This is a genomic window from Extibacter sp. GGCC_0201, assembly GCF_017566055.1.
GTDB lineage: Bacteria > Bacillota > Clostridia > Lachnospirales > Lachnospiraceae > Extibacter.
Genome location: NZ_JABFCH010000020.1, coordinates 23309 through 47767, shown reverse-complemented (window position 1 = coordinate 47767; position 24459 = coordinate 23309). Strand labels below are relative to the sequence as shown.

The window sequence follows — 24459 nt, the reverse complement described above, 5'->3', positions numbered from 1 at the left end:
GGAAAGGGATTCCGCCGTTATGTATATGATACTTGTTATCTTCCTTCTTATCCTCCCGCTCTATTTCTTTGCCGTCTGGCCACGTACCTCGAGGAAAGAGCAGATGCGGCGCTATGAGCACACGCTTTTTGCCCACCGGGGATACCACTGTATATCACGGGGCATCCCGGAGAACTCTCTGTCTGCCTTTCGGGCTGCTGTTAAGAAGGGATATGGAATTGAACTGGATGTCCATCTGACCCGGGACCGGAGGCTGGCCGTGTTCCACGATGACGACCTGCTGCGCGTGTGCGGCAGCAAGGAATCCATAGAGAATCTCACATACGAAGAACTGGGGCGCTACCGCCTGTCTGGCACGAAAGAGCATATTCCCCTGTTCACAGACGTGCTCTCTCTCGTCAACGGCCAGGTGCCGCTGCTCATAGAGATGAAGATTCCCTCTTCTGCCACCGATATCTGCAGCGTCTTATATGAGACGCTGCAAAGCTATCGCGGGCCTTTTCTGGTCCAGTCCTTCAACACGATGGGGATACGCTGGTTCAAGCAGCACGCGCCAGGCGTGCTGCGAGGGCAGCTGTCTGATAACCTGACGAAAAAGAAGAGCAGGGAACCGTGGATTCTGCGGTTTATGGTGCGCTATCTCCTCACCAATTTTCTCGGAAGGCCGGACTTCATCTCCTACAAGCTGGCAGATCTCCCGAACCTCAGCGTATCCGCCCTCCGCTCTCTGGCCCATACCCCTGTAGCCGTGTGGACGCTGCGTACAGAAGCCGCCCTTGCGGAAGGGATCCGCTGCTACGATATGCAGATATTTGAAAAACAAAATGAAAATTATTAACAAATAATGAACATTGTTGTTGATTCTTTTTTTTCATGTTATAATCCGTGTTGAACCAAGAATATGATTTTATTGGCCGAAAAAGAAAAAGGGGTAATATGAATGAAAGCCTGGAATAAGGTAACGCATTTTATTAAAAAATACAGGCACGCATGGGTGTTCTTATACGTATTCATCTATATGCCATGGTTCGTCTATCTGGAAAAGCATGTCACCAGTCATTTTTACCTGATACATTCACCGCTGGACGACTACATTCCATTTGTGGAATACTTTATAGTGCCCTATCTGCTCTGGTTCTTCTTTATCGCGCTTGCCATCGGTTATTTCTTCTTTACCGACAGGAAGGGATTTTACCAGCTCACCGCGTTTTTGTTTACAGGGATGACCATATTCCTCATCATCTGCTCGGTGTTCCCGAATGGTTTGAATCTCCGTCCGGTCGTGTTTGAAAGGGATAACATGTTTGTAGATATGGTACAGAGGCTCTATACTACCGATACGCCTACGAACGTCCTGCCAAGCATCCACGTGTTCAATTCCATCGGTGTTACGATAGCCGTGTCCCACAGCAGTGCGCTTAAGAAGCATAAGACCATCCAGTACGGCACCTATATGATGGCATTTTTGATTATTCTATCTACCATGTTCCTGAAACAGCATTCCGTGACAGACGTTATTGCCGCCGCGGCAATGGCATGTGTCCTCTACCCGCTCGTATATGTAACTCAGGAAAAGAAAGCGCCGAAGCTTTCCCATCAGCCAATCTGAAAGGCTGGCTTACTACAATAATAAAGGAGACGATAACTATGTATGCAGAATTCAGTGAAAACCTCGTGACAGGAAATGAGATGATTGACGCTCAGCACAAAGAATTGATCGAAAGGATGAACGGCCTGCTCGAGAGCTGTGAAGGCGGCAATGAGAAGCTCACCGCTATCAAGACCCTTGACTATCTGTCCGATTATACAGATTACCATTTCAAGGCAGAAGAACAGCTCCAGAAGGACATCGAATATCCGGGATACGAGAAGCACAAGGCACAGCATGAAGTATTCAAGCAGACGATCAATGAACTTCAGGAGATGCTGCAGGAAGAAGAAGGCCCGTCAGAGGCTTTCGTGGAGAAGGTAGAAGAAAACATCGTAAAATGGTTCTACGTCCACATCGAAGGATTTGACCGCTCTGTAGCAGAGTACAAGTTCATGCGCGGCAACAACGAGAGACTGTAAAATCTGACAACATAAAAAGAAGGGGCCTGGCCCCTTCTTTTTTCTGTCCGTTGGACTTTCATGTTCCTGCACTGCCGTACGCATGTCCCTCGTCCTGCACCAGTGTTACTGCCTGTACTTCTCCTGTCCAAGCCGGATGTCGATGAAGTCTGTATAATGTTCAAATGCTGCGGGTACCGGATACTTCTCCTGGACCTCTTCCGGGCGGACGAACAGGAAATCTTCGGAACAGGAATTCTCGAGCTCGTCCACCCGGATGAGATATCCCGTCATGTGCCACTCGACATGGCTGAAAATATGCTTTGCATCCCCAAGGCACCTTATGTGGATCGGGGCCAGCCCGATACGCCTGCTATAGTCAAGCGCCTCCTCTTCTGTCAGCCTGCCCTTTACATTGGGCAGCTCATACATTCCGGCAAGCAATCCCTTCCTGGGACGCTTTCTGACCGCCGCAGTCTCCCCGTCCCGGAAGATGAACACCGTCCGCTCCTCGACTCTTCGCGCACGCTGCTTTTTCTTTACCGGGAGGTCCGGCTCTATCCCCATCTGGTGCGCCCTGCACAGCTTCCGGGCCGGACATTCCCCGCATTTTGGCTCTCCGTTCGGCAGACAGACGATAGCTCCAAGCTCAATCAATCCCTGGTTGAAGTCGCTGGCCGCGTCCGCGGGAATGACCTCTTGAAGCTTCCTCTCGATGTCTTTGCGGACACTCTGCTTCATAATGTCCTCCGTGCTGGCCAGTATCCGCGAGACGACCCTCAGCACGTTACCGTCCACGGCAGGCCTCGGGATACCGTAGGCAAACGCGCTGACTGCACCGGCCGTATAGCTCCCGATCCCTTTCAGCGATAGTATCTCCTCATAGGTTCCCGGGAATTCGCCGCCGTAGTCTGCCATGATCTGCTGTGCCGCCTTCTGCATATTGCGCACCCTGTTATAGTATCCAAGCCCTTCCCAGAGCTTTAGCAGCGTATCCTCATCGGCCTGCGCCAGATCCTTTACCGTCGGAAGCGCTTTCAGGAACCGTTCGTAATAGGGCTTCACCGCTTCTACCCTCGTCTGCTGGAGCATGATTTCCGACACCCATACATGATAGGCATCCGGCTGCTCTCTCCATGGCAGATCCCTCTTATTGCTGCGGTACCAGCGGGTGAGAGGTTCTGCCAGCTCATACAGAAGCGGCTCATGAAGGATTACGGGAACCTCTTTGTCGAGCGTGATGCTGCCGGGATCCACTTCACAGTCATAGGCCACCACATGGACGCCGGCTCCGGCAGCCTTTCTAAGCGCCTCGCCAAAGGCCGGATGCGTGTCCATATTCGGGGTAAAGCAGCGCACATCCTGCATCTGTATGACAAAGAACACATATGCCTCATATCCTTCCTTCACCGCTTCGGTAAGCTCCTGCACATGTTTGACGGCCCTCTCGCTGGGGGCATCCGGGAACCGCACGACGCCGTCTTCTTCCAGCGTCACGCCCTTCACCTCCACAAGAATCTTCCTGTCCCCGGCCTCCACATACAGGTCGATCCTGGAATTACGGTACGTATACTCCGGACGGATGAGACGGATGCCTTCTGTAAAATGCCCCTCCTCCATCCACTCCTGCACCACCCGGTTCGGTATCTGGGAATCCATGTTGATCATGCGGTCCCCTTTTCTGACGCTGATCAGATCCCATGCCGTCTTCCTCTTAGGGTTCTTTGACTCCTGCACGTATACCTCCGCCCCCGTAAGGAGAAGCTCTGCGCAGCGGCCCGTGTTCTTGACATGGACCGTCTCCTTCCTTCCGTCTAACTCGATATATGCGATAAACCGGTTCGGACGCTCCAGAAACGTCCCTTTCCTGATTCGTTCGTACTTCATCGTTCTTCTCTCCTGACCTTTCCCTTACGTTTACAAAAGCCATTCTAGCACAGTCTGCGGCTTCCCGCCAATACAGAATCATATTCTTCCTGAATTTGCATAGTCATCTTCTATAGCCATATCAGTATTTTCTATAGGCAAATGTATCGTTTGTCCTATACAATGCCGCCATAACAACGTACAATATTCCTACAGCTATAAAAATGAAGAAAGAGAGGTTTACGTGTAATGGATTTACAGACACCCATATATGAAATAAAGCTGCTCAGCTCACTTGTGAAGGTCTTCCCGGACGAGGCTCCTGTCTATCGGCCGGAGTGCCTTCCCTTAAGCTCGCTCAAAGGGGAGACCGTATCCTTCCAGGCCGCCTGCACCGTTTCCAACACCTTTTTCAAGACAGAGGCGAAAGTAGCCATCCAGTCTCCGCTAAAGGACTTGATCCGGGTGCGCAATGTGCAGAACGTTCCCGTAGGCCGCGCATGCAATCCGGAGACAGACGACAACTATCTGAGGACCACCTCAGGAATGTACCCCGATCTGCTGCGGGACCTGACCGATGACACTACATACATCTATCCCGGAATGTGGCGCAGCCTCTGGATTGATATCAGAGTCCCGGAAGATATGGTTCCTGGCGTATATCCGATAAAAATATCATTGGTGGATGAGGGGCGAACGCTCTGCAGCTCTGAAAGCTCCGTCACCATATATGATGCCGTGCTGCCGAAGCAGGAGATCATGCACACCGAATGGATGCATGCCGACTGCCTTGCAGACTACTATCATGTCCCTGTATTTTCTGAGGAGCACTGGGCGATCTTAAAGAACTTCTTCCTGGAATATACGGACAGAGGATGCAACATGATGCTGACCCCGTTATTCACTCCTGCTCTTGACACGGCTTTCGGAGGGGACAGGACCACGGTACAGCTTATAGACGTCACCGTAGAAGGCGGTACTTATACCTTTGGCTTCAGCCGGCTGAAGCGCTGGGTGGACCTCTGCCGTGCATGCGGCATAGAATACTTTGAGATGTCCCATCTCTTCTCCCAGTGGGGCGCCAAATATCCGCCGAAGATCATGGCCGACGTGGAAGGCCGGCAGGAAAAGATATTCGGCTGGCACACGCCCGCCGTCGGAGAATATACCCGCTTTCTCCACGCCTTCCTTCCCGAGCTTACCGGTAAGCTCAAAGAATGGGGCATAGATAAGGTTACCTACTTCCATCTGTCGGATGAGCCCCGCCCGGACGACCTGGATACGTACCGGCAGGCGAAAGAATCTGTGGCAGGCCTGCTGGAAGGCTTCCATACCTTCGACGCCCTCTCCAGCTACGAATTCTACCGGCACGGCCTTGTAGACAAACCGATTCCCGGCAATAATGAGATCGACGAGTTCCTCGGGCACGGGCTTACCGATATGTGGACCTATTACTGCGTCGGACAGTACCTCGAAGTGAGCAACCGGTTCATGTCCATGCCGTCGCTGCGCAACCGAATCTATGGCATCCAGTTATATAAGTACAACATCATCGGCATCCTGCACTGGGGATACAATTTCTATAACAGCCAGTTCTCCCTTGAGCATATCAATCCGTATGAAGTCACGGACGCAGGGGGAGGCTTCCCCGCTGGTGATGCATTCCTCGTATATCCGGGAGCCGGCGGACAGCCGGAAGAGTCCTTACGCATGATGGTCCACTACGAGGCGCTCTGCGATCTTCGGGCCTGCCGTCTGCTGGAATCCCTCACAAGCAGGGAATATGTCATGGAGCTTATCGAAGAAAATCTGGCGGAGCCTCTGACGTTCAAGCGGTTCCCGAAATCAGACATGTACATGATCTGGCTCCGCAACCGGATCAACAAAGAGATTGCCGCAAGGACTTCACTTCATACCGCTTAAGGTCATGCCTTTGATGAACTGCTTCTGGAACAGAATGAATATGACGATCATGGGCATCATGATCATCGCTGCCGCCGCCATCGTGGCGGATAAGTCTACCGTCCTCTGGCTGTCGAAGATGACAAGTCCGAGGGGCAGCGTCATCTTGTCGATATCATTGAGCATCAGCAGCGGATTCAGATAATCGTTCCAGTTTGCCATGGCTGTAAAGATGCCGATGGAGCCGATGGCCGGCTTTATATTGGGCAGTATCACGCTCCAGTATATCCGCAACGGCCCGGCTCCATCCATCTTTGCCGCCTCACAGAGGCTGTCCGGCACGTCCGCGATGAACTGCTTCGCCAGATAGATGGAAAACGCGCTCACAAGCGCCGGAACGATCAGCGCCCACTTCGTGTTGAACAGATGCAGCTTCTGTATCATCAGATACCGTGGAATCATCGTCACCTGCGGCGGCACCATCATCGTCGCAAGCAGCAAGACGAACAGCATCTTCTTCGCCCGGAACTGATACTTGGCAAATACATACCCAATCAGCGTACTTGTGAGTATGACTGCTGCCGTGATACAAACGGTGATAAACATGCTGTTCGCAAACCAGTGCCCGATAGGGGCTTTGGCAAAGGCAGTCTTATACCCTTCCAGCGTCCATTCCTCCGGAAAGAACTTTGTCTTGTTCGTACGGATGTCCGCATTCGTCTTAAAGGATATCATCAGCATCCATGCCATGGGATACATCATGGCAGCGGAAAACAGGCTCAGGAATGTAACGATTACATAATGGTATTTCTTCTTCATCATTCATAACTCCAATCTGCACGCATCATCTTGTTCTGTATCATCGCCACCACAAATACGATCAGAAACAGTCCTGCCGCAATGGCAGAGGCATACCCCATATCAAAGCTTATGAAGCTTGTCCTGTATATATAGTTCGTCAGCACCATGGCCGAGTTGTTCATGCCGCCCTTCGGGGCAAAGATGCGGAACTGGGCAAACATCTGAAAATAGTTCGCCATCGTCATAATGGCGACAAACGCGAACGTACGGCCCATCAGAGGCAGCTTGATCGATAGGAACCGTCGTATGGGACCTGCGCCGTCGATAGCCGCGGCTTCGTCAAATTCCTTCGGCACCCCTTCTATGCCGGCGGTAAACAGCACGACATTATAACCGATATCCGCCCAGAGCGTATACACGATTATAAGCATCATCAGAGGAAGTGTCGTGAGGAACCAGTTCTTGGGAGCTGTCCCGAAGACTCTTCTATCCCCTGTCTCTTATATTCTTCATGCAGTTCCGCCGCAAAAGACACGTACAGGTACAAAAGGAGCTGTTCCTTCTGTTCCTCTCTCCCGGCCTCCCGCAGAAATCGTTCCGTATCCTTGTAGAATAACTCCTTCCACCTCCCGCTCCTTTTCTTCATAATATTTCTCTCAATCATATGTGCGATTGTATCGATGTCCGGAACGATTTCCGGATAACGGCATATATATTTCGGATACGGGCTGTCTTTCAATCCTTCCAGCAATATTACGTCCGTCTCCGGAAATGCCTGTACAAGCTCACGTTCTGTGATGCCCGGCATGCGTACCGTTTTAAACCGCCTGTCTCCGGTCATGTGATGCAGGACGGGACGGACGAGAAGTTCCATCCCTGCCGCAGCTCCGAACGGTCTTGACTATTCTTCTCTCTGACATATGAATCCTCTACTTTCTCACATAGACAATACTTGTTATTTTATGTTATATTGATACTGCTGTCCACCTATGGCAGCAGCAAAGGAGTTATCGAACCATGAGTATTTTAACTGTAGATCATCTATCCCATGGCTTTGGCGACCGTGCCATCTTCCATGATGTCTCCTTCCGTATGCAGAAGGGCGAGCACATCGGTCTGGTAGGCGCGAACGGGGAAGGTAAGTCAACTTTTTTTAATATCGTGACCGGCAGGCTGATACCGGATTCCGGCAGAGTAGAATGGGCCAAAGGCATCCACATCGGCTATCTGGACCAGCATACCGTTCTGGAAAAAGGGATGGCCATACGTGATGTCCTAAAATCTGCCTTCTCCCATCTCTTTGATCTGGAGGCAAGGATGAACGACATCTGCACCGAACTTGGCTCGGCGGACGAAGACCGCATGAACCTCCTGATGGAAGAGCTGGGCACGATACAGGATACGCTGACCCTGCACGATTTTTATATGATAGATGCCAAGGCAGAAGAAGTAGCACGTGCGCTCGGACTTATGGACATCGGGCTGGATAAGGATGTCACCGACTTAAGCGGAGGCCAGAGGACACGGGTCCTGCTCGGCAAGCTGCTCCTTCAGAAGCCGGATATCCTGCTGCTCGACGAGCCTACCAATTATCTCGATGAAGAGCATATCAGCTGGCTGAAACGCTACCTTGATGAATACGAGAATGCTTTTGTCCTCATATCCCATGATATCCCGTTCTTAAATGACGTGGTCAATATCATCTACCATATGGAACATCAGGAACTGAACCGGTATGTAGGAGATTATGACGAGTTCCTGAAAGTATACGAGGTCAAGAAAGCACAGCTGGAGGCCGCCTACAAACGCCAGCAGCAGGAAATCAGCCAGCTTAAGGACTTCGTCGCCAGAAACAAGGCCCGGGTCTCCACCCGCAACATGGCCATGTCAAGACAGAAAAAGCTGGACAAGATGGACGTTATCGAGCTGGCGGCAGAACGGCCCAGGCCGGAGTTCCATTTCCGCACCGGGCGTACGCCTGGCAAATATATCTTTGAAGTCCGGGATTTCGTAATCGGATATGACGAACCCCTTTCCCAACCGCTGGACTTCGTGCTTGAGAGGGGGCAGAAAATTGCCCTGACCGGGGCCAATGGCATCGGTAAGACGACATTGATTAAGAGCCTCCTGGGTCTTGTCCCTCCGCTTTCCGGCACGTGCGAAACAGGGGAAAATATACTGCCCGGCTATTTCGAGCAGGAAGGGGATTATAACAACAAGACGACCTGCATCGAAGAGATCTGGCAGGAATTCCCTTCCTTAAGCCAGTATGAAGTGCGCTCTGCCCTTGCAAAGTGCGGGCTCACGACAAAGCATATCGAGAGCCAGGTGCGGGTGCTCAGTGGCGGGGAGCAGGCGAAGGTACGCCTGTGCAAGCTTGTGAACCGTGATACCAACGTCTTGCTCCTGGACGAGCCTACCAACCATCTCGATACAGACGCCAAGGACGCTCTAAAGTCTGCTTTAGAGGAATACAGGGGAACCATGCTTCTCATCTGCCATGAACCTGAATTCTATCAGGACATCGTCAATGAAGTGTGGGACTGCAGCAAATGGACGACCAGAATCGTATAGGCCGTCCATTCCTCAGTTTTCTCCCGAATGCTGCCGTATCGCCTCTGTCACGGATATTCGGGAAATATCATGCTCTCCGTAAATATCCGCTCATAGCTCTCCGTCTCCGCCAGCTCCATATACTCCATCTTCCGGGCCAGTTCTTCCACTTCCTGCCTCGCCCTTTTTGACATCAGTGTCATATAGGCTCCGGTCTTAGAAGAATTTCCTACATATATCAGCTTATCTTCCACTTCTATCGGCAGGATTCCGGTTCCTGTCAGCGAATCTGCCGACAGATGGGCACCGAACTGGCCGGCTATCATCACTTTATCAAGGTCATGCATAGAGATTCCGGCCTTGGCAAGCAGAGCCGTAAACCCGGAAAGTATCGCCCCTTTGGCGAGCTGTACCTGCCGGACATCCCCCTGGGTGACGAGCAGCCTCGGCTCTTCATGCAGGATAAACTCCCGTTTGGAACCGTTCATCTGTATCATCGGATACCGGTAATCTGTTTCCGGCAGCTTATCTTTCTTGATAAATGCCCCGGTCTTTCTGACAATCCCAGTGCGCAGAAGCTCCTTCACCACTGCCAGGATTCCACTGCCGCAGATTCCCGCCGGCTCTTTGTTATCTATCGTTGAAAGCTTCACTCCCTGTTCCGTAATCACGGCGTACTCTACCGCTCCTTCCGCGGCACGCATCCCGGAGCTGATGTTCATCCCCTCCAATGCCGGGCCCGCGGCACAGGAACAGCACAGCAGCCTTCCGCCGCTTGCAAGCACAATCTCGCCATTTGTCCCGATATCGATGAACAGCACGTTCTCTTTTTCTTCCTGGAGGCGGCACACGTAAGCACCCGCCACGATATCTGCACCGTTATATCCGGACACTTGTGGCAGACAGTAGAGCTTCGTACCCTCTCCGGCCTCTAGCCCGATCTCCTTGGCCGCCAGTTCACGGGCCTCTTTAAATACCGGTTCATAAGGCGCCCTTCCAATCGGCCGGGCATCCACGCCAAGAAGCATATGCATCATCGTGCAGTTGGCAGCCACATGGATTGCACAGATTCCTTCCTTGTCCACAGCCGCCTCCCGGCACACCTCTTCTATCATGGCGTTGATGGAGCGGACGATTGCGTCCTTCAGCTCCTCTGCTCCCTGGTCCGGATTCTCATACTCATAAGTAATCCTCGTCAGCACATCCTGTCCGTATCGCTTCTGGGCATTGAGCATAGATGCATCCGCCAGCTCCTTTCCTGTTCGGAGCTCGACCAGGGCCGTTACGACTGTGGTCGTACCGATGTCTATGACAATGCCGTATCCATCCTCAAAAGAATCCATCTCGAACTCCGGCACATATCCATTTGTCAGCACCTTGTGTATTTGGTCCCTGTTCAGCAGTTCCACTTCCACATCGCCCTGGACATCCGCCATACAGGCCAGCCGGATTCCGGCCTCCTGCTCCATGGGGCTTAACCGGCTGCTTTCCGTGCCGGTCGGCTCTGACAGTATTCCGCTTGATACCTTAATCTTGCATTTTCCGCATACTCCAGTTCCGTTACACGGATTATCTATGAATATGCCGGATTCCAACAGCACGTTCAGCAGATTCTCCCCCGTCCTGCAGGAAATCTTCTCCCCGCTTTCCCTTATCGTCACCGAAGCCATCTTACACATCCTCCTTCTGACACTCTGGCCGCCTCCTCCACATCATCTTCTTCCATATCAACTACGCCGTCCGACAGCTTTTCAACAATTCTTCCTTTTCACCCATCTGTCCTCTCCTTTACATTAGCTTCACCGTCTTTATGACTGCATTCTCCAGCTTATAGTGTATATTTTTGATACACATCTGCCCTACAAATGCTGTTTTGCCGACCATCTCGATACAGGCGTCGCCATAATCTGACGGTCCGGACAATCGTGCATCCAAAAGCTCTGCCTTCTTTGTCCCGAGAAGAGCAAATGTAGTCTTTGGACATAGAAGTACGAGCGTCTCGCCTTCCATCCTCTCCTCGACTCTTTTCAGAAATTCATAGGTAAAGTCTTCCACTACCTGCTCTGCCATCTTCGGGCCAAGGATACTAAGCCCTCCGGAAGAATCTGCATAGCTGATCATATCCACCCCATACTTCCTGGCTTCTTCCATAAAACGCAGAATCTCTTCCCCAAACTTCCAGAATACGTCTTTCATCAGATCTGGCTTTTTGCGCATAGCCTTGAATACATATTTCGCATCGATCAGTACATTCAGAATGGTAAATGGCCCGGACACCTGGAGCACTACATGTTCGCCTTCCCTTCTAAGCGCCTGACAGGCAAGGAGCACTTCATGAATCCTTCCTTTCCGGAAGTCCATCTCCGGCAGCTCTAGCAGCTCTTCCGGAGCCGTACAGATATATGCTTTGGCCCTTGGGCCCGTCTTTTCATTCCCATAATTGATGATGCCGCCCATCGCTTCGGCCTCAACCGTATGGCAGAAGGGCAGCCCGCAGAAGGATGACCCGTCGTGCACCTTCAGCGCCTTTGAAAGGGCGGCCATCGTCTCCCAGTGCATATATGCGTCGGGAAACTGTAAGTTAAGATTGCTCGTCACCTCTTCATTGATGCCAGCGGAGTTGTCGTACGTACAATGAAAATCTTTTATCTCAGCCATCATGGCTGCTCCCCCCTTATGCATCAACCAGGCTTTTTGCATATTCTGCCGCTTCTATGGCGCTGCCGGTGTAGCCGTCTGCGCCTATCTTCTTAGCAAATGCAGGGGATACCGGGGCGCCTCCTACCATTATCTTTACTTTGCCGCGCAGTCCGGCTTCTTTCAGCTTATCAATGACAATCCCCATTCCCGGCATCGTAGTGGTCATGAGGGAGGACATGCACAGTATGTCCACGTCATTTTCTTTTACATAGTCGACAAATTTGTCGAGAGGCACGTCACGTCCGAGGTCACAGACATCAAATCCGCCAGTCTCCATCATAATCTTCACAAGATTTTTCCCGATATCGTGGGTGTCCCCTTCCACCACTCCGATGGCCACCTTTCCGATACTCGTATGCTCAGAATCTAGCAGATATTTCTGGAATTCCTCAATTCCTGCATACATGGCGTCAGAGCATACGATGAGCTCCGGAACGAAATACTCGCCCTCTTCGTACAGCCCGCTGGCCCGTTTCATCCCATCCACAAGGCCTCTTAGCATCCCCTCCTCAGGGTCATAGCCGCACGCGATATACTCCTTTACTACATCCACCACTTCTTCATCTTCCATGTCAAACACACAGTCCGACAGCTTTTTCAGCAATGCTTCTTTCGTCTCCATCTCGTTCCTCCTGTTTCGCAAATTAGAATATAGAACACGTGCATAAGCGGCCGAAGGAATATCCTATGCAAAAAAACGGCAGAGAAAGGACAGCACAGCCGCTGTCCTTTCCCCACCAAAAAGAATCTCAGCGGGCTGTCCTGGATTCACACCAGATTCCCTTTTCAATGCCGCAGCATCACTATATACGTTACTGCTTATATGATAACACAGATAATTTTCACGTCCTAATTGATAATCCTAATGTCTTTATAGAGGCTTTCTATGAATCCAGGCAAAAGACTCTCTTAATTTATCTCCCGAAGTATATGGAAGACAATCGCGGCATCGTCATGGGGCCATATCCACATCAGCTTTTCATCGCTGATACAATTGAGTCTTGCTGTTACAATCATGCCTGCTATCCGCGCGCGCAGGCCACACAAGGTAAGTACCAGAACCTTATATTTCTTGACATTGACCCCGGACCGGTTCAGTGCGACCTCATTGGAACTGGTTAATAGGCAGTAGTTGTCATTGGTGTACAGTTACTATCGTGTTTAAAAATGATATATGCTCGAGTTAAGCGTACACAGGTAATGGAGAGATCTTAATATTCAGTTTCTGAAGTAACTATTGACAAATTGGATTAAAAGATATAACATCTAAACATGAACAATGTTCATATTGCAGAAGTGATGTATAAATAGTACGGTAGTATAAAAAGATAAAATTCTTGAGATAAATAAAAACGACTGTTTTAAAGTGGGAAAAATTAAACAACAAAATGAACTTTGTTCATAACAGACAGGGAGGTGTAAATATTAAAGTAAAAAGAAAAACGTTACTACTTATTGCAAGTCTGGTTTGGATGGCTGCTGGTTTTAATATTTCTAAAATTGGCTTTCTTGCATATATAAGCTATTTCTCGATTATGAATATAGCACTCACCAGTATCATATTCTTTATGTTTTGGTTTTTCGTATTTAACAAACTGGTAACAAAACATACAAAGCGAATAACAGAGTACTTAAATGAAAAACAATATTTTTGGAATTTTTTTGATATTAGGTCATTCTTTATTATGGCTATGATGATAACATTCGGAATTGTTATAAGATCTTATGGTTTAATGCCAGAAGTAGCTATAGCTGTATTTTACACAGGATTAGGAACATCTTTACTACTTGCTGGAATAAAATTTGGAATCAATTTTATAGCGTTTAAAAAACAGGAGGAAAAATAACAATCCTCAGAGTTTGACGTCTGGAGGCCTACAAATCTAGCAGTGAAAAACCGTAGATTTTATGCATCACGAAAAGTGAATTGCATATACCTACGGTTTTCCATATTTATCATAGTGCCATATCAAATCTCTTTCACAGGTGGTATATTTGACTTCATTACTTTAGTTATTCATCTGATTTTATAATATCTTCGATAGGAACTCCTGAAGCCTTGGTTCTTTCGGGTTTCCGAAGAACTCTGCCGGACTTGCCTGTTCCTTTATCTGTCCTTCATCCATAAAGATGACCCGGGTCGCCACTTCCTTGGCGAATCCCATCTCATGGGTCACCACGACCATTGTCATGCCATCCTGGGCAAGCTGCTTCATAAGTTCCAGCACTTCCCCTACCATCTCAGGGTCAAGGGCAGATGTCGGTTCATCAAAAAGCATCACTTCAGGATCCATCGCCAGAGAACGTATGATAGCAATCCTCTGCTTCTGTCCTCCTGACAGCTGCGAAGGATACGCGTTCGCTTTCTCCTCCAGCCCTACAAGCCTGAGCAGATCCATGGCTTTCTCTTCTGCCTCTTCCTTGCTCTTCTTCAGCAGCTTGACAGGCGCAAGCGTAATATTCTGCAGTATCGTCTTGTGGGGGAACAGGTTAAAATGCTGGAATACCATCCCCATCTTCTGGCGGTGCTTGTTGATATCCACATTCCTGCCGGTAATATCGGTACCTTCAAAGTATACATGTCCTCTGGACGGCACTTCCAGCAGGTTGAGGGAACGCAGGAAGGTAGACTTGCCGGATCCTGACGGTCCTACGACAACGACCACTTCCCCTTTGCGTATTTCTTCGGATACTCCGTCAAGTGCATGCAGCTCCCCAAATATTTTATGCAGTTCTTCTACTTTGATTAATGTCTCTCCGTTAATGGTCACTGCTCCTCAACCTCCTTTCCAGCATATTTACAAGCTTTGTAAATATCAATACCATGGCCAGGTAGATAAGGGCGACGCCGATGAGGGGCATAAAAGCATCAAATGTCTGGCTCCTTATGATATCTCCGCCCTTCGTCAAATCCTGCATGGCAATATAGCCGGATACGGATGTCTCTTTCAGGAGCACGATAAATTCATTTCCAAGCGCAGGCAGTACATTCTTGAATGCCTGCGGCATTATAATATGTATCATCGTCTGGACGTAATTGAATCCCAGGCTCCGCCCCGCTTCAAACTGCCCGTTGTCGATGGACATGATACCAGAGCGGAATATTTCCGCCACGTAAGCTCCCGAATTGATGCCGAACGCCAGAACCGCCACGAACACTTTGTCGACATCCGTGCTTCCGAATATGACAAAGTATATGATAAGCAGCTGAACGACGACAGGAGTCCCACGTATAACCGTCAGGTACAGCTTGCACAGCAGATTCAGAATCTTGAGCTTTCCTGTCCTGTCGTAAGTGGAGCGCACGATTGCCACAAGGAACCCTAGCGCAATACCGATGAGCACAGCAAAAAACGTGATCTGAAGCGTGACCTTCAGACCGTCCAGCAGATATTTCCAGCGGTTCTCTTCTATAAAATTTGCAACGAATTTATCCTGCCATGTCTGTAACATACCCTACATCCTTATCTCTTTATTCTGCATCATCTGCATTGATGTATTTATCTACGATTTCGTCCAGCTTGCCATTTTCTTTCAGCTCATTCAGCGCGTCATTGATCTTCTTGAGCAGATCGTCATTTCCTTTATCTACTGCAAGCGCATACTCTTCCTCTGTAAACGCTTCGTCCAGAATCTTAATCCCTTCCGCCTGTTTTACAAATTCTTTGGCTGGCTCGCCATCGATGACTACCGCGTCAATCTTGCCCTGCTGTACGGCCTGGACCGCCTCGAATCCTTTATTGTAACGTTCCACTTCTGCATCTTTGATGTCGCCGGCATACATATCGCCTGTCGTTCCAAGCTGTACACCTATCTTCTTGCCTTCCAAATCGTCCGGCCCTGCCACGTCGCTGTCTTCCTTTACCATGATTACCTGGGTTGCCTTTGCATAAGTATCTGTAAAGTCGACATTCTTTTTACGGTCCTCTGTCACGGTAAGCCCGGCTGCGCCAAAGTCAGCTTTTCCGCTTGTAACGGCTGGAATGATAGAGTCAAACGCCATATCTTCAATCTTCAGCTCCATTCCAAGCTTATCAGCGATAGCCTGTGCGACCTCTGCATCGATTCCGACGATTTTGTCTCCGTCGCGGAACTCATATGGCGGGAACTCCGCGTTCGTTGCCATTACCAGCGTGTCTTTGGATTCCTTATCACCATCGTCACTTTTCTCATCCTTCTTGGAACCACATGCGGCCAGGGAGACGACACAAGCTCCAACCAGCAGTACGCTCATTAATTTCTTGATTTTCATAATAGTATTCCTCCAAATCTAATTGATAAATTATTCTGCATAAAAATACAAGTCTAGTACATATTTTATCATGTTTTCCGGGAAAAACAAGTAGAATCTGCAATGAATTGTGAGTTTAGTGAAGTGGCTGCGGACTGGGAGCCGGGTGGCATCTGCTCCGATGCGTACGAGGCTCTGACTATTTCACGTATCCCTAACCCTGCGGAATGTGCGCCGACAGCGGCTTACATCCCGCAGGATAAGGGCTACGGAAAGGATTCTCCGCCTCTTCCGCTTACACCTGCGCATCTCCCACCCGGCTCCCCGCCCGCTATCTACTTCACTTAACAAGGGCGAGTGCGGCTGTGTGACGTTACTGGCCAGCGGATGGCCGCTGGCTGCGTAAGTTGAGTGATAAAATATCGCAAGCTTAATGTGAATAACACAAAGAGCAGATGAATGATAAGAGTTTTGCTAGTCCAGATGAATCAGGCTGGCGAATATGTTCGTTGTCAAGCATTTGCAGCGAGGCGTACACGCCATTACTGCAAGAAGAGCCGGAACCAGGCAGGGGATGTCATCTCATACACATCCCCGTACCTGATTCCGGCTCTTCTTATATTAGGATTTCTCTTCGGCAAAGGGCTTAGCTTGCTTAGCCCTCTATCTCTATACTTACACAAACAAAGCACTTCCATCAGCCAGTAGTGTCACACAGCCGCCCTCGCCCGTGCCAGTAAAGTAGATAGCCGAGGGGGAGGTATGGGACAGATGCGCAGGTCTAAGCGGGAGGGACTTAAGAATCCTCACCAGATTCCTTGGCTTGTGGGGTGAGAGCCGCCATCGGCGAACATTCCACAGGCTTAGGAATCTGTGTGATAGTCGCAGTTCCCGGACGCATCGGAGCATCTGCCCCATACCTCCCCAGCGGCGTCCACTTCACTAAACTCCCATTTATTTGAGGAAAATCTGCACCGCAGCCGATATGACTATTATCCCGCCCAGCACGATCCGGTACCATCCGAATATTTTGAAGTCGTGTTTCTTGATGTAGCCCATCAGGAAACGAATCGCCACGATGGACAGGCCGAATGATACGATGCAGCCTAGCATGAGCAGGCCGAATTCCGCACCTGTAAAGTGGAAGCCGAACTTGATGAGCTTTATGAGGCTTGCCCCAAACATCGCAGGTATCGCGAGGAAGAAGGTGAATTCCGCCGCAATCTCTCTTGAAACTCCGATAATCAGCGCGCCGACGATGGTCGCGCCCGATCTGGACGTCCCCGGAATCAGCGCAAGCATCTGGAAGAACCCTATCCACAGCAGCATCGGTACCGTGAGGTCGGATATCCGGCTTATGCTCGGTTTCCTGTGGGCATTACGGTTCTCGATTATGATAAACAGCACGCCGTACAGGATGAGCATGACCGCTACCGGCAATGGTTTATAGAACAGTTCGTCAAGAATATCATTAAACAGTATGCCGATAATCCCGGCCGGAACAGAAGCGATTACCACTTTAATCCACATCTGCCATGTGAGCATCTTCTGCTTCCTCGACTTGCGTGGAGAAAATGGATTCAGCTTGTGAAAATAAAGTACGACAACCGCCATGATAGCCCCGAGCTGGATAACCACGTTGAACATCTCCATAAACCCGTCCGACATGCCCGGCTTCAGCACATCCCCTACAAGTATCAAATGCCCCGTACTGCTGACCGGCAGCCATTCCGTGATTCCTTCTACAATCCCCAGAATAATAACTTTAATAATATCTAACATCCTTTTCTCCCTTCTTAATCCACAGTGTATCTGCAGTCGCTTTCTGCACCCTGCGCCACATCTTATACAGCTATCCTGCCATAAGGCTACAACACATACTCTTCGATTACCCTGGCAACGCCGTACTCATCATTTGATACTGTCACGAAGTCCGCCGCACTTTTCACTTCGACAGAACTATTCTCCATAGCAACGCCGAAGCCTGCTTTCTTCAGCATCTCTATATCGTTAGCGCCGTCACCAAGCGCCAGAATCTCTTCCCTTTTAATATGAAGCATCTCACCGAGCCGCAAGAGCGCGTTGCCCTTATTGACTCCCTTAACACTTACTTCGATATTATTGACAAGCGCTCCGGTCACTTCGATTCCTTCCACTGCCTTCAGCTCATCGAGCGCTTTTTGCTTATCTGCCAGATCAGCAAATACAGCCTGTACTTTATCTACCGCTCTGCCTTCGGTTTCAAATTTTCTTCTGATATCATCAACCGGCGTCCTTGTGGACAGAATATAGTCCGCCATTGCTGATATTCCGAAGAAATCTTTAATCCGTACGAGCATCTTTTCTTCTGCAAATCCCGCTCCGTCATAATATACTTCTCGTAGTGTATCATAATGTTCGTAAATATCCAATACTTTTCGCGCAATCTCCGGAGGGACAAGTTCTTCAAATATCACTTTATTACGGACAGTATCCATAACTCTTCCGCCATTGGCTGTTATCGCATACCTGATTCCCGGAAAATACAGAATCTCTTCCGGGATAGCTGTCAGCGGCCTTCCCGTAGCGGGAAGCATTACGACACCACGGGCGGCAGCTCTCGTTATAGCGTCCTTCGCCCGTTCTGTGAATTCCTTTTTCGTCGTCAGCAGCGTGCCGTCCAGGTCAAATGCCACCATCTTAATATCGTTTATCATATACCGTCAGTTCCTTTCTGTCCTTAGAAAACAGAAGCAGCGACTGGCTGATCTTATCTGATGAACTATCATACGCCTGTCTTCCGTGGTCAACCATCTTTCTGACCACTTCCTCCTGTCCCGCTGCCGCAAATAAGACCATGTCTTTCGTCGGTGCCATGACTACTATATCGTCTTTCAGCTTATCTACGCATACCTGCCATATATGCTTAAAACAGAGTGAACTGCACTCGTGATGCCCGTCTGCGATGATGGCAAAGGCGCCATACCACGTATTGCCTATTACAAATTCCACATCTCTTATCAGATTCTCACAGGACAGATGATATAATTCTTCTATATCGCAGCCAGGCGGCAGCATATTATCCTTCAACACCTCGAACGTATCATCGCCGCGTTTAATTACAAAGATTATTTTCAACTCGCCGACAAAAGATACGACCGGAGCATCTTTCTCGGATATATGCTTTCCGTTAAGCGCATGATTATCGGTAAGCGCCTCCTTAACCCACGGATACACCGCGTCTTTGATATTATCATACTTATAGTGTTCTTCCTCGTATTTTCTCATAAGGTCCTTTCCTCCACGTCCATACATTCTATGTACTATTTTAACAAAATTTGCTTTATAAAGCAATTTGTTGTATAATAGAAAAGCACTCGCTAAAAAGGGAAAGGAAATGTATATGAAGAGTACGAAAAAGAAACGTATATTGCGTGCTGCTATGTGTCTTACTTGCGCCGTAACAATTGCTTCTGTTAATACGTCGGTATATGCAGAACCTTCAACAAACGAGTTAGAAGGAAAGACTTCTGATCTGCAGGGGGAGCTCAATGACCTCAACAGTCAGCTGTCCGCTTTATGTGACGAACTGGATGCAACATCCTCTAAGATAGAGGAGCTGTCTGCCGCGGTCGAAAAGTCCAAGCTGGATGTAGCCGCCGCTAAGCTTAACGAGGATGCCCAGTATGATGCCATGAAGGACAGGATCAAGTTCATGTATGAAGGCGGCAGCGCCTCATTGCTTGAGATTCTTTTTTCATCCGAAAACATGGCTGATTTTCTAAACAAGGCAGAATTTGTAACTAATATAAGTACATACGACAGACAGATGTTGGACGAACTTCAAACAGCCCGTGCCGACATTGAGAAGAAACAGGGAACCTTAGAAACACAACAAGAAGAATTAGCGGGATTGCAAAGCGACCTGGAAGCAAAGCAGGAAGCATTAAATGCGAAGATATCTTCTACTTCAGGTGAATTATCCGAGTACAGTGCACAGCTGGAACGTGCGAAAGCCGCGGCGGCGGCAAGCAGAACCGCCCAGGATAATTCTGTTGCCGGCCCTACTACAGCGCCAGGCAAGACTGACAATGGTAATAATAACAATACGAACGGCAATAATGGAGGGACTGTCAACAACGGAGGTTCTATAGATGCCAATGTATCTGATACAGCGTTATTTGCCGCTATACTTGAGTGCGAGGCCGGTGGCAGCTACGATGGGATGCTGGCTGTTGCCACGGTTATCATGAATCGGGTAGCCAGCCCGAGTTATCCGAATACTATCAGCGGAGTCATCTACCAGTCAGGCCAGTTCGCGCCTACATGGGACGGCAGCCTGAACCGGGTTCTGGCGAGAGGGCCGTCACAATCAGCCTATTCAGCCGCCCAGGCGGCGCTTGGCGGAGCGAGGCATTCTGCAGTTCTTAACTGCTATTCGTTCAACGCTGCATGGACAGGCGCTTCAGGCGTCAACGTAGGCGGCAACGTCTTCTGGTAGACGCAAGGTCTGCCGCACATCCGGTATGAAAAAGTAATCCGGAGAAGAACTTACGTATTCTTCTCCGGATTTTTGTTATCTAATTACCCCTGTCGGAATGCTGCGGCTTTTATTGATAGTCCATTACATCTATCCATTTCATGAGGAATTCCTTTTCCAGTTCGTTATCCTTCGTAAGCTGAGCTGCTGCCACGATTGGAAGCCATTGCTGTACATACTGCCTTGCAGTGTCAGATTTCTTACAGAATATCTTCAGATACAGGTCCGCTGTCTCCTTGTTCTTCAACGCGAACAGCAGATACGTCATGGCTGCGTCCGCACTGGCATTGCCCTGCGTGGCATGTGCCCAGTCGACGATTGTCATCTTACCGTTCTTTCCTACAATCACGTTGCTCGGGTTGAAGTCCCCATGGCAGACTTTATCATGCTTCGGCATGCTGTCAAGCCTCGTCAGCAGATCATACCTCGTCGTGGCGTCCAGTTCCTTCAATCCGTTAATCTGCCGGGCCAGCTTATCATGAAGCTTGTTGAGCAGGGGGGACTTCCTGCCGTGCATCTGGAGCTGGAGGTCCACAAAATCTTCCATATACTTCTCCATATTATCTGCATCGACAGCCATCATCTCTTCCAGCGTCTTGCCATCTTTATATTCGATGACAAGAGACCACCTGCCGTCAATCTCCGTCACTTCCTTAACCTTCGGTATATCAAGACCCGCAGCCTCCACCCTTGCAGTATTCAGCGCCTCGTTGAACACGTCTGCCTTCGGATGCCCCGGATGAAAGACTTTGACAATGTCCTTTTCACATTTATACACCTTCTTATGTGGTCTCTCAACAATCAATACAGCATTTTCCATATTCATAACCCTGCCTCCTTTTAGTATATACAGCCGTTCATTTATTAGATACTGCCATTATACACCCCCAAGATTCATTTGGAAAGAGAATTTGATATATTTTTAACTTTTTATTTTCACTATATTTTATTGTTAATATTTTAACCATTCTCTAAAGGTACACGGTTGTCTTCATATAGGTACACCACAAAATGCAATTAGGGACGTAACAAAATTCAAAAAGGTTACGTCCCTAATTACAAATTATATTATTTACCGTAGAAGCATTTCAGGTATATTTCTTTGATTTCTTTCATGAGCGGATATCTCGGGTTAGCTCCTGTGCACTGGTCGTTGAAGGCCTGCTCTACCATGTCATCCAACGTATCTAAGAAGTATTTCTCGTCGATGCCGTAATCTTTGATCGTCTTTTTGATACCTATCTTTTCTTTCAGATCTTCCAGCTTAGCTATGAAGCTGTCGAGCACTTCCTGATCATCCTTGCCCTGGCAACCTGCGAAGCGTCCCAGTTCTGCGTATCTTGCAAGCGCATGTGGATACTCATACTGTGAGAATGTCCCCATCTTAGTCGGCACTTCTGCCGCATTATATCTGATAACCTCTGTGAGGACGACTGCATTGGCTACACCGTGCGGCAGATGATGGAACGCGCCCAGTTTGTGTGCCATGGAGTGGTTGAGCCCGAGGAACGCATTGGCGAATGCCATGCCTGCCATACAGGAGGCGTTAGCCATCATCTCACGCGCTTTCGGATCATTTGCCCCATTTTCGTATGCAGAAGGCAGATACTCAAATACATTCTTCACTGCTTTCATCGCAAGCCCGTCTGTATAGTCTGTAGCCATGATTGATACATATGCTTCTATCGCATGAGTCATGACATCGATGCCAGAAGCGCTTGTAAGTCCTTTTGGCTGTGTCATCATATTGTCTACATCGACGATAGCCATATTCGGAAGCAGCTCGTAATCAGCTATCGGCCATTTGACGCCTGTGTCTGCATCTGTGATGATTGCAAACGGCGTCACCTCGGAACCTGTTCCTGAAGAGGTCGGAATCGCCACAAAGTATGCCTTTTCACCCATTTTCGGGAAAGTGTACACCCTCTTGCGTATATCCATGAAGTCCATTGCCATGTCTTCAAAGTCAGCTTCCGGATGCTCGTACATCACCCACATGATCTTGGCTGCGTCCATGGCAGAACCTCCGCCAAGAGCGATAATCGTGTCAGGCTCAAACTGCTTCATCTGATCGGTACCCTTCTGTGCACACTGCAGCGTCGGGTCTGGCGCCACTTCATAGAAGCATGTATGCTGGATGCCCATCTCGTCTAACTTCTCTTCAATCGGGGCAACATAGCCGTTCTTATATAAGAAGGAATCCGTTACGATAAATGCTTTTTTCTTCTTCATAACTGTTCCAAGTTCATCAAGTGCTACAGGCATGCAGCCTTTCTTAAAGTATACCTTCTCAGGCGTTCTAAACCAAAGCATGTTTTCTCTCCTCTCAGCAACCGTCTTGATGTTAATCAAATGCTTTACTCCAACGTTTTCTGATACGGAGTTGCCTCCCCAGGAACCGCATCCAAGAGTCAGAGACGGAGCAAGCTTGAAGTTATATAAGTCACCGATTCCGCCATGGGATGAAGGTGTGTTGATAAGTATTCGGCATGTCTTCATAGCTGCCGCGTGTTTTGCAATCTTTTCCTGCTCCGCCGGATGTACGTACAGGGATGCCGTATGTCCGTATCCGCCGTCAGCTACGAGCTGCTCTGCCTTTGCAAGCGCTTCATCATATGTCTTCGCCCTGTACATTCCCAGTACCGGTGAGAGCTTTTCATGGGCAAATTCTTCTGAGATATCCACAGATTCGACTTCGCCTATCAGAATCTTCGTATCCTCCGGAACTTCAACACCGGCGAGCTTAGCAATCTCATAGGCAGACTTTCCGGGAATCTTGTTGTTGAGGGCGCCGTTTATAATAATCGTCTTACGCACCTTGTCGAGCTCCTCGCCCTTCTTCAGGAAATAGCACCCTCTATAGGCGAACTCTTTCTTCACCTCATCATATATGCTGTCAAGAACCGTAACGGTCTGTTCCGAAGCACATATCATACCATTGTCAAATGTCTTGGAATGGATAATAGAACTTACTGCCATCTTGATATCCGCCGTGTCATCTATTATAACAGGAGTATTGCCGGCACCCACGCCAAGCGCCGGTTTTCCGGAAGAGTAGGCCGCCTTTACCATGCCCGGGCCCCCTGTAGCAAGCGTAATATCTGCATCTTTCATAACCATATTCGTAAGTTCAAGAGACGGAACATCAATCCAGCCGATAATACCTTCCGGAGCACCTGCCTTTACTGCCGCGTCCAGCACGACCTTGGCCGCCGCAATTGTACAAGACTTGGCAGATGGATGAGGGCTGATGATGATTGCATTTCTCGTCTTCAGGCAGATAAGCGTCTTAAATATCGCCGTAGACGTAGGGTTCGTCGTCGGGATGACCGCTGCTACAAGGCCAATCGGTTCTGCAATCTTCTTGATTCCAAAAGCGGCATCTTCTTCGATTACCCCGCATGTCTTCGTGTTCTTATATGCATTATAGATATACTCTGCAGCATAATGGTTCTTGATGACCTTATCCTCCACGATACCGCGCCCTGTCTCTTCGACTGCCTGCTTGGCCAGCGGAATTCGCATCTTGTTGGCCGCAAGTGCTGCCTCATAGAATATCTTATCAACCTGTTCTTGTGTGTATGTAGCAAATACTTTCTGAGCATCTCTCATCGCTTTCATTTTAGCTTCGAGAGTCTCTACGCTGTCGACAACTGCTGGTATTGCTTCCTTTTTCTTCGCCATTTTTTATGTTCCTCCCGTAATAGTGTTTATCTTTCTTCAGGGCTTAGTATAGTACCTCGTTAAATATTTGTCAATACTTTTTTGATATTTTTTTAACAATATTTTTTGTAACCCCGTCGGCCAAAAAAAAGCTGCACGACCACAAGTGAAAGTA

General features: G+C 49.0%; 23 protein-coding genes. 8 read left to right on the top strand and 15 right to left on the bottom strand.

Annotation, left to right across the window (positions count from 1 at the left end):
• The first annotated feature begins 19 nt into the window (after positions 1–19).
• The 3 genes from HJV72_RS13545 to HJV72_RS13535 all read left to right on the top strand — a co-directional run bounded on the left by HJV72_RS13545 (position 20) and on the right by HJV72_RS13535 (position 2070).
• Positions 20–838 (top strand): glycerophosphodiester phosphodiesterase, encoded by an 819-nt coding sequence (locus HJV72_RS13545; RefSeq protein ID WP_208071639.1) that lies wholly within the window; start codon positions 20–22, stop codon positions 836–838.
• 102 nt (positions 839–940) lie between these two features.
• Entirely contained in the window at positions 941–1609 is a 669-nt protein-coding gene (locus tag HJV72_RS13540; RefSeq protein WP_066572824.1) for a phosphatase PAP2 family protein, read from the top strand.
• 38 nt (positions 1610–1647) lie between these two features.
• Positions 1648–2070: a bacteriohemerythrin gene (locus HJV72_RS13535; protein ID WP_066572822.1), complete on the top strand. Its 423-nt coding sequence runs from the start codon at positions 1648–1650 to the stop codon at positions 2068–2070.
• Between the two features lie 105 nt (positions 2071–2175).
• Here the strand turns inward: HJV72_RS13535 and mutY are convergent, their stop codons facing one another.
• On the bottom strand, positions 2176–3936 hold the full coding sequence (gene mutY / locus HJV72_RS13530) for an A/G-specific adenine glycosylase (RefSeq protein WP_208071637.1): 1761 nt from the start codon (positions 3934–3936) through the stop codon (positions 2176–2178).
• A gap of 228 nt (positions 3937–4164) precedes the next feature.
• On the opposite strand from mutY, the gene HJV72_RS13525 reads away from it, so the two are divergent.
• The gene (locus HJV72_RS13525) at positions 4165–5838 is read left to right on the top strand and encodes a DUF4091 domain-containing protein (RefSeq protein WP_208071634.1); all 1674 of its coding nucleotides are present in this window, start codon (positions 4165–4167) and stop codon (positions 5836–5838) included.
• Here HJV72_RS13525 and HJV72_RS13520 read toward each other — a convergent pair.
• The 3 genes from HJV72_RS13520 to HJV72_RS13510 are packed head-to-tail and all read right to left on the bottom strand — an operon-like array spanning position 5821 to position 7492.
• Positions 5821–6639, bottom strand: coding sequence for a carbohydrate ABC transporter permease (locus HJV72_RS13520; RefSeq protein WP_243765641.1), 819 nt, complete (start codon positions 6637–6639; stop codon positions 5821–5823). The genes HJV72_RS13525 and HJV72_RS13520 overlap by 18 nt on opposite strands.
• Positions 6636–7052 carry a carbohydrate ABC transporter permease gene (locus HJV72_RS13515; protein WP_243765640.1) on the bottom strand — a complete coding sequence of 139 codons (417 nt, stop codon included), beginning with the start codon at positions 7050–7052 and terminating at the stop codon, positions 6636–6638. Before HJV72_RS13515 ends, HJV72_RS13520 begins: the two co-directional genes overlap by 4 nt.
• Positions 7052–7492 (bottom strand): hypothetical protein, encoded by a 441-nt coding sequence (locus HJV72_RS13510; protein WP_208071632.1) that lies wholly within the window; start codon positions 7490–7492, stop codon positions 7052–7054. Before HJV72_RS13510 ends, HJV72_RS13515 begins: the two co-directional genes overlap by 1 nt.
• Positions 7493–7635: 143 nt before the next feature.
• Here HJV72_RS13510 and HJV72_RS13505 point away from each other — a divergent pair, with 143 nt between their 5' ends.
• Entirely contained in the window at positions 7636–9192 is a 1557-nt protein-coding gene (locus HJV72_RS13505) for an ABC-F family ATP-binding cassette domain-containing protein (protein ID WP_208071630.1), read from the top strand.
• Between the two features lie 47 nt (positions 9193–9239).
• On the opposite strand, the gene HJV72_RS13500 is transcribed toward HJV72_RS13505, so the two are convergent.
• The 3 genes from HJV72_RS13500 to HJV72_RS13490 all read right to left on the bottom strand — a co-directional run bounded on the left by HJV72_RS13500 (position 9240) and on the right by HJV72_RS13490 (position 12493).
• Positions 9240–10841 (bottom strand): ASKHA domain-containing protein, encoded by a 1602-nt coding sequence (locus HJV72_RS13500; RefSeq protein ID WP_208071628.1) that lies wholly within the window; start codon positions 10839–10841, stop codon positions 9240–9242.
• A gap of 118 nt (positions 10842–10959) precedes the next feature.
• On the bottom strand, positions 10960–11829 hold the full coding sequence (locus HJV72_RS13495) for a uroporphyrinogen decarboxylase family protein (RefSeq protein WP_208071704.1): 870 nt from the start codon (positions 11827–11829) through the stop codon (positions 10960–10962).
• A gap of 16 nt (positions 11830–11845) precedes the next feature.
• Positions 11846–12493: a corrinoid protein gene (locus HJV72_RS13490; protein ID WP_208071627.1), complete on the bottom strand. Its 648-nt coding sequence runs from the start codon at positions 12491–12493 to the stop codon at positions 11846–11848.
• A gap of 802 nt (positions 12494–13295) precedes the next feature.
• Between HJV72_RS13490 and HJV72_RS13480 the strand changes: the two genes are divergently transcribed.
• Entirely contained in the window at positions 13296–13718 is a 423-nt protein-coding gene (locus tag HJV72_RS13480; RefSeq protein WP_208071700.1) for a hypothetical protein, read from the top strand.
• A 180-nt stretch (positions 13719–13898) separates the two neighbouring features.
• Here HJV72_RS13480 and HJV72_RS13475 read toward each other — a convergent pair whose 3' ends face one another.
• The 3 genes from HJV72_RS13475 to HJV72_RS13465 are packed head-to-tail and all read right to left on the bottom strand — an operon-like array spanning position 13899 to position 16123.
• Complete coding sequence (locus tag HJV72_RS13475; protein ID WP_330618991.1) at positions 13899–14642, bottom strand: amino acid ABC transporter ATP-binding protein; 744 nt, start codon at positions 14640–14642, stop codon at positions 13899–13901.
• Positions 14632–15324 carry an amino acid ABC transporter permease gene (locus HJV72_RS13470; RefSeq protein WP_066572641.1) on the bottom strand — a complete coding sequence of 231 codons (693 nt, stop codon included), beginning with the start codon at positions 15322–15324 and terminating at the stop codon, positions 14632–14634. Before HJV72_RS13470 ends, HJV72_RS13475 begins: the two co-directional genes overlap by 11 nt.
• Positions 15325–15343: 19 nt before the next feature.
• Entirely contained in the window at positions 15344–16123 is a 780-nt protein-coding gene (locus HJV72_RS13465; RefSeq protein ID WP_208071626.1) for a basic amino acid ABC transporter substrate-binding protein, read from the bottom strand.
• Between the two features lie 102 nt (positions 16124–16225).
• Here HJV72_RS13465 and HJV72_RS13460 point away from each other — a divergent pair, with 102 nt between their 5' ends.
• On the top strand, positions 16226–16450 hold the full coding sequence (locus HJV72_RS13460; protein ID WP_208071625.1) for a hypothetical protein: 225 nt from the start codon (positions 16226–16228) through the stop codon (positions 16448–16450).
• A gap of 606 nt (positions 16451–17056) precedes the next feature.
• On the opposite strand, the gene HJV72_RS13455 is transcribed toward HJV72_RS13460, so the two are convergent.
• From HJV72_RS13455 to HJV72_RS13445, 3 genes are all read right to left on the bottom strand, one after another.
• Complete coding sequence (locus HJV72_RS13455) at positions 17057–17884, bottom strand: undecaprenyl-diphosphate phosphatase (protein ID WP_208071624.1); 828 nt, start codon at positions 17882–17884, stop codon at positions 17057–17059.
• An 86-nt stretch (positions 17885–17970) separates the two neighbouring features.
• Entirely contained in the window at positions 17971–18798 is an 828-nt protein-coding gene (locus HJV72_RS13450; protein WP_208071623.1) for a Cof-type HAD-IIB family hydrolase, read from the bottom strand.
• Entirely contained in the window at positions 18782–19369 is a 588-nt protein-coding gene (locus HJV72_RS13445; RefSeq protein WP_208071622.1) for a hypothetical protein, read from the bottom strand. Before HJV72_RS13445 ends, HJV72_RS13450 begins: the two co-directional genes overlap by 17 nt.
• 115 nt (positions 19370–19484) lie before the next feature.
• On the opposite strand from HJV72_RS13445, the gene HJV72_RS13440 reads away from it, so the two are divergent.
• Positions 19485–20582: a coiled-coil domain-containing protein gene (locus HJV72_RS13440; RefSeq protein ID WP_208071621.1), complete on the top strand. Its 1098-nt coding sequence runs from the start codon at positions 19485–19487 to the stop codon at positions 20580–20582.
• A gap of 109 nt (positions 20583–20691) precedes the next feature.
• Here the strand turns inward: HJV72_RS13440 and HJV72_RS13435 are convergent, their stop codons facing one another.
• Both HJV72_RS13435 and adhE read right to left on the bottom strand, forming a co-directional pair.
• Positions 20692–21447: an aminoglycoside phosphotransferase family protein gene (locus HJV72_RS13435; protein WP_208071619.1), complete on the bottom strand. Its 756-nt coding sequence runs from the start codon at positions 21445–21447 to the stop codon at positions 20692–20694.
• Positions 21448–21689: 242 nt separating this feature from the next.
• The gene (gene adhE / locus HJV72_RS13430) at positions 21690–24305 is read right to left on the bottom strand and encodes a bifunctional acetaldehyde-CoA/alcohol dehydrogenase (protein WP_208071617.1); all 2616 of its coding nucleotides are present in this window, start codon (positions 24303–24305) and stop codon (positions 21690–21692) included.
• Positions 24306–24459 lie beyond the last annotated feature (154 nt).

What these genes read in the sequence shown, in the direction of transcription:
- mutY (WP_208071637.1), bottom strand. Translation starts at nt 3,936, where the DNA reads ATGAAGTACGAACGAATCAGGAAAGGGACGTTTCTGGAGCGTCCGAAC.
- HJV72_RS13470 (WP_066572641.1), bottom strand. Translation starts at nt 15,324, where the DNA reads ATGTTACAGACATGGCAGGATAAATTCGTTGCAAATTTTATAGAAGAG.
- adhE (WP_208071617.1), bottom strand. Translation starts at nt 24,305, where the DNA reads ATGGCGAAGAAAAAGGAAGCAATACCAGCAGTTGTCGACAGCGTAGAG.
- HJV72_RS13520 (WP_243765641.1), bottom strand. Translation starts at nt 6,639, where the DNA reads ATGATGAAGAAGAAATACCATTATGTAATCGTTACATTCCTGAGCCTG.
- HJV72_RS13440 (WP_208071621.1), top strand. Translation starts at nt 19,485, where the DNA reads ATGAAGAGTACGAAAAAGAAACGTATATTGCGTGCTGCTATGTGTCTT.
- HJV72_RS13460 (WP_208071625.1), top strand. Translation starts at nt 16,226, where the DNA reads ATGAATTGTGAGTTTAGTGAAGTGGCTGCGGACTGGGAGCCGGGTGGC.
- HJV72_RS13465 (WP_208071626.1), bottom strand. Translation starts at nt 16,123, where the DNA reads ATGAAAATCAAGAAATTAATGAGCGTACTGCTGGTTGGAGCTTGTGTC.
- HJV72_RS13500 (WP_208071628.1), bottom strand. Translation starts at nt 10,841, where the DNA reads ATGGCTTCGGTGACGATAAGGGAAAGCGGGGAGAAGATTTCCTGCAGG.
- HJV72_RS13495 (WP_208071704.1), bottom strand. Translation starts at nt 11,829, where the DNA reads ATGGCTGAGATAAAAGATTTTCATTGTACGTACGACAACTCCGCTGGC.
- HJV72_RS13515 (WP_243765640.1), bottom strand. Translation starts at nt 7,052, where the DNA reads ATGATGCTTATAATCGTGTATACGCTCTGGGCGGATATCGGTTATAAT.
- HJV72_RS13545 (WP_208071639.1), top strand. Translation starts at nt 20, where the DNA reads ATGTATATGATACTTGTTATCTTCCTTCTTATCCTCCCGCTCTATTTC.
- HJV72_RS13525 (WP_208071634.1), top strand. Translation starts at nt 4,165, where the DNA reads ATGGATTTACAGACACCCATATATGAAATAAAGCTGCTCAGCTCACTT.
- HJV72_RS13445 (WP_208071622.1), bottom strand. Translation starts at nt 19,369, where the DNA reads ATGAGAAAATACGAGGAAGAACACTATAAGTATGATAATATCAAAGAC.
- HJV72_RS13535 (WP_066572822.1), top strand. Translation starts at nt 1,648, where the DNA reads ATGTATGCAGAATTCAGTGAAAACCTCGTGACAGGAAATGAGATGATT.
- HJV72_RS13435 (WP_208071619.1), bottom strand. Translation starts at nt 21,447, where the DNA reads ATGAATATGGAAAATGCTGTATTGATTGTTGAGAGACCACATAAGAAG.
- HJV72_RS13510 (WP_208071632.1), bottom strand. Translation starts at nt 7,492, where the DNA reads ATGGAACTTCTCGTCCGTCCCGTCCTGCATCACATGACCGGAGACAGG.
- HJV72_RS13450 (WP_208071623.1), bottom strand. Translation starts at nt 18,798, where the DNA reads ATGATAAACGATATTAAGATGGTGGCATTTGACCTGGACGGCACGCTG.
- HJV72_RS13540 (WP_066572824.1), top strand. Translation starts at nt 941, where the DNA reads ATGAAAGCCTGGAATAAGGTAACGCATTTTATTAAAAAATACAGGCAC.
- HJV72_RS13505 (WP_208071630.1), top strand. Translation starts at nt 7,636, where the DNA reads ATGAGTATTTTAACTGTAGATCATCTATCCCATGGCTTTGGCGACCGT.
- HJV72_RS13455 (WP_208071624.1), bottom strand. Translation starts at nt 17,884, where the DNA reads ATGTTAGATATTATTAAAGTTATTATTCTGGGGATTGTAGAAGGAATC.
- HJV72_RS13490 (WP_208071627.1), bottom strand. Translation starts at nt 12,493, where the DNA reads ATGGAGACGAAAGAAGCATTGCTGAAAAAGCTGTCGGACTGTGTGTTT.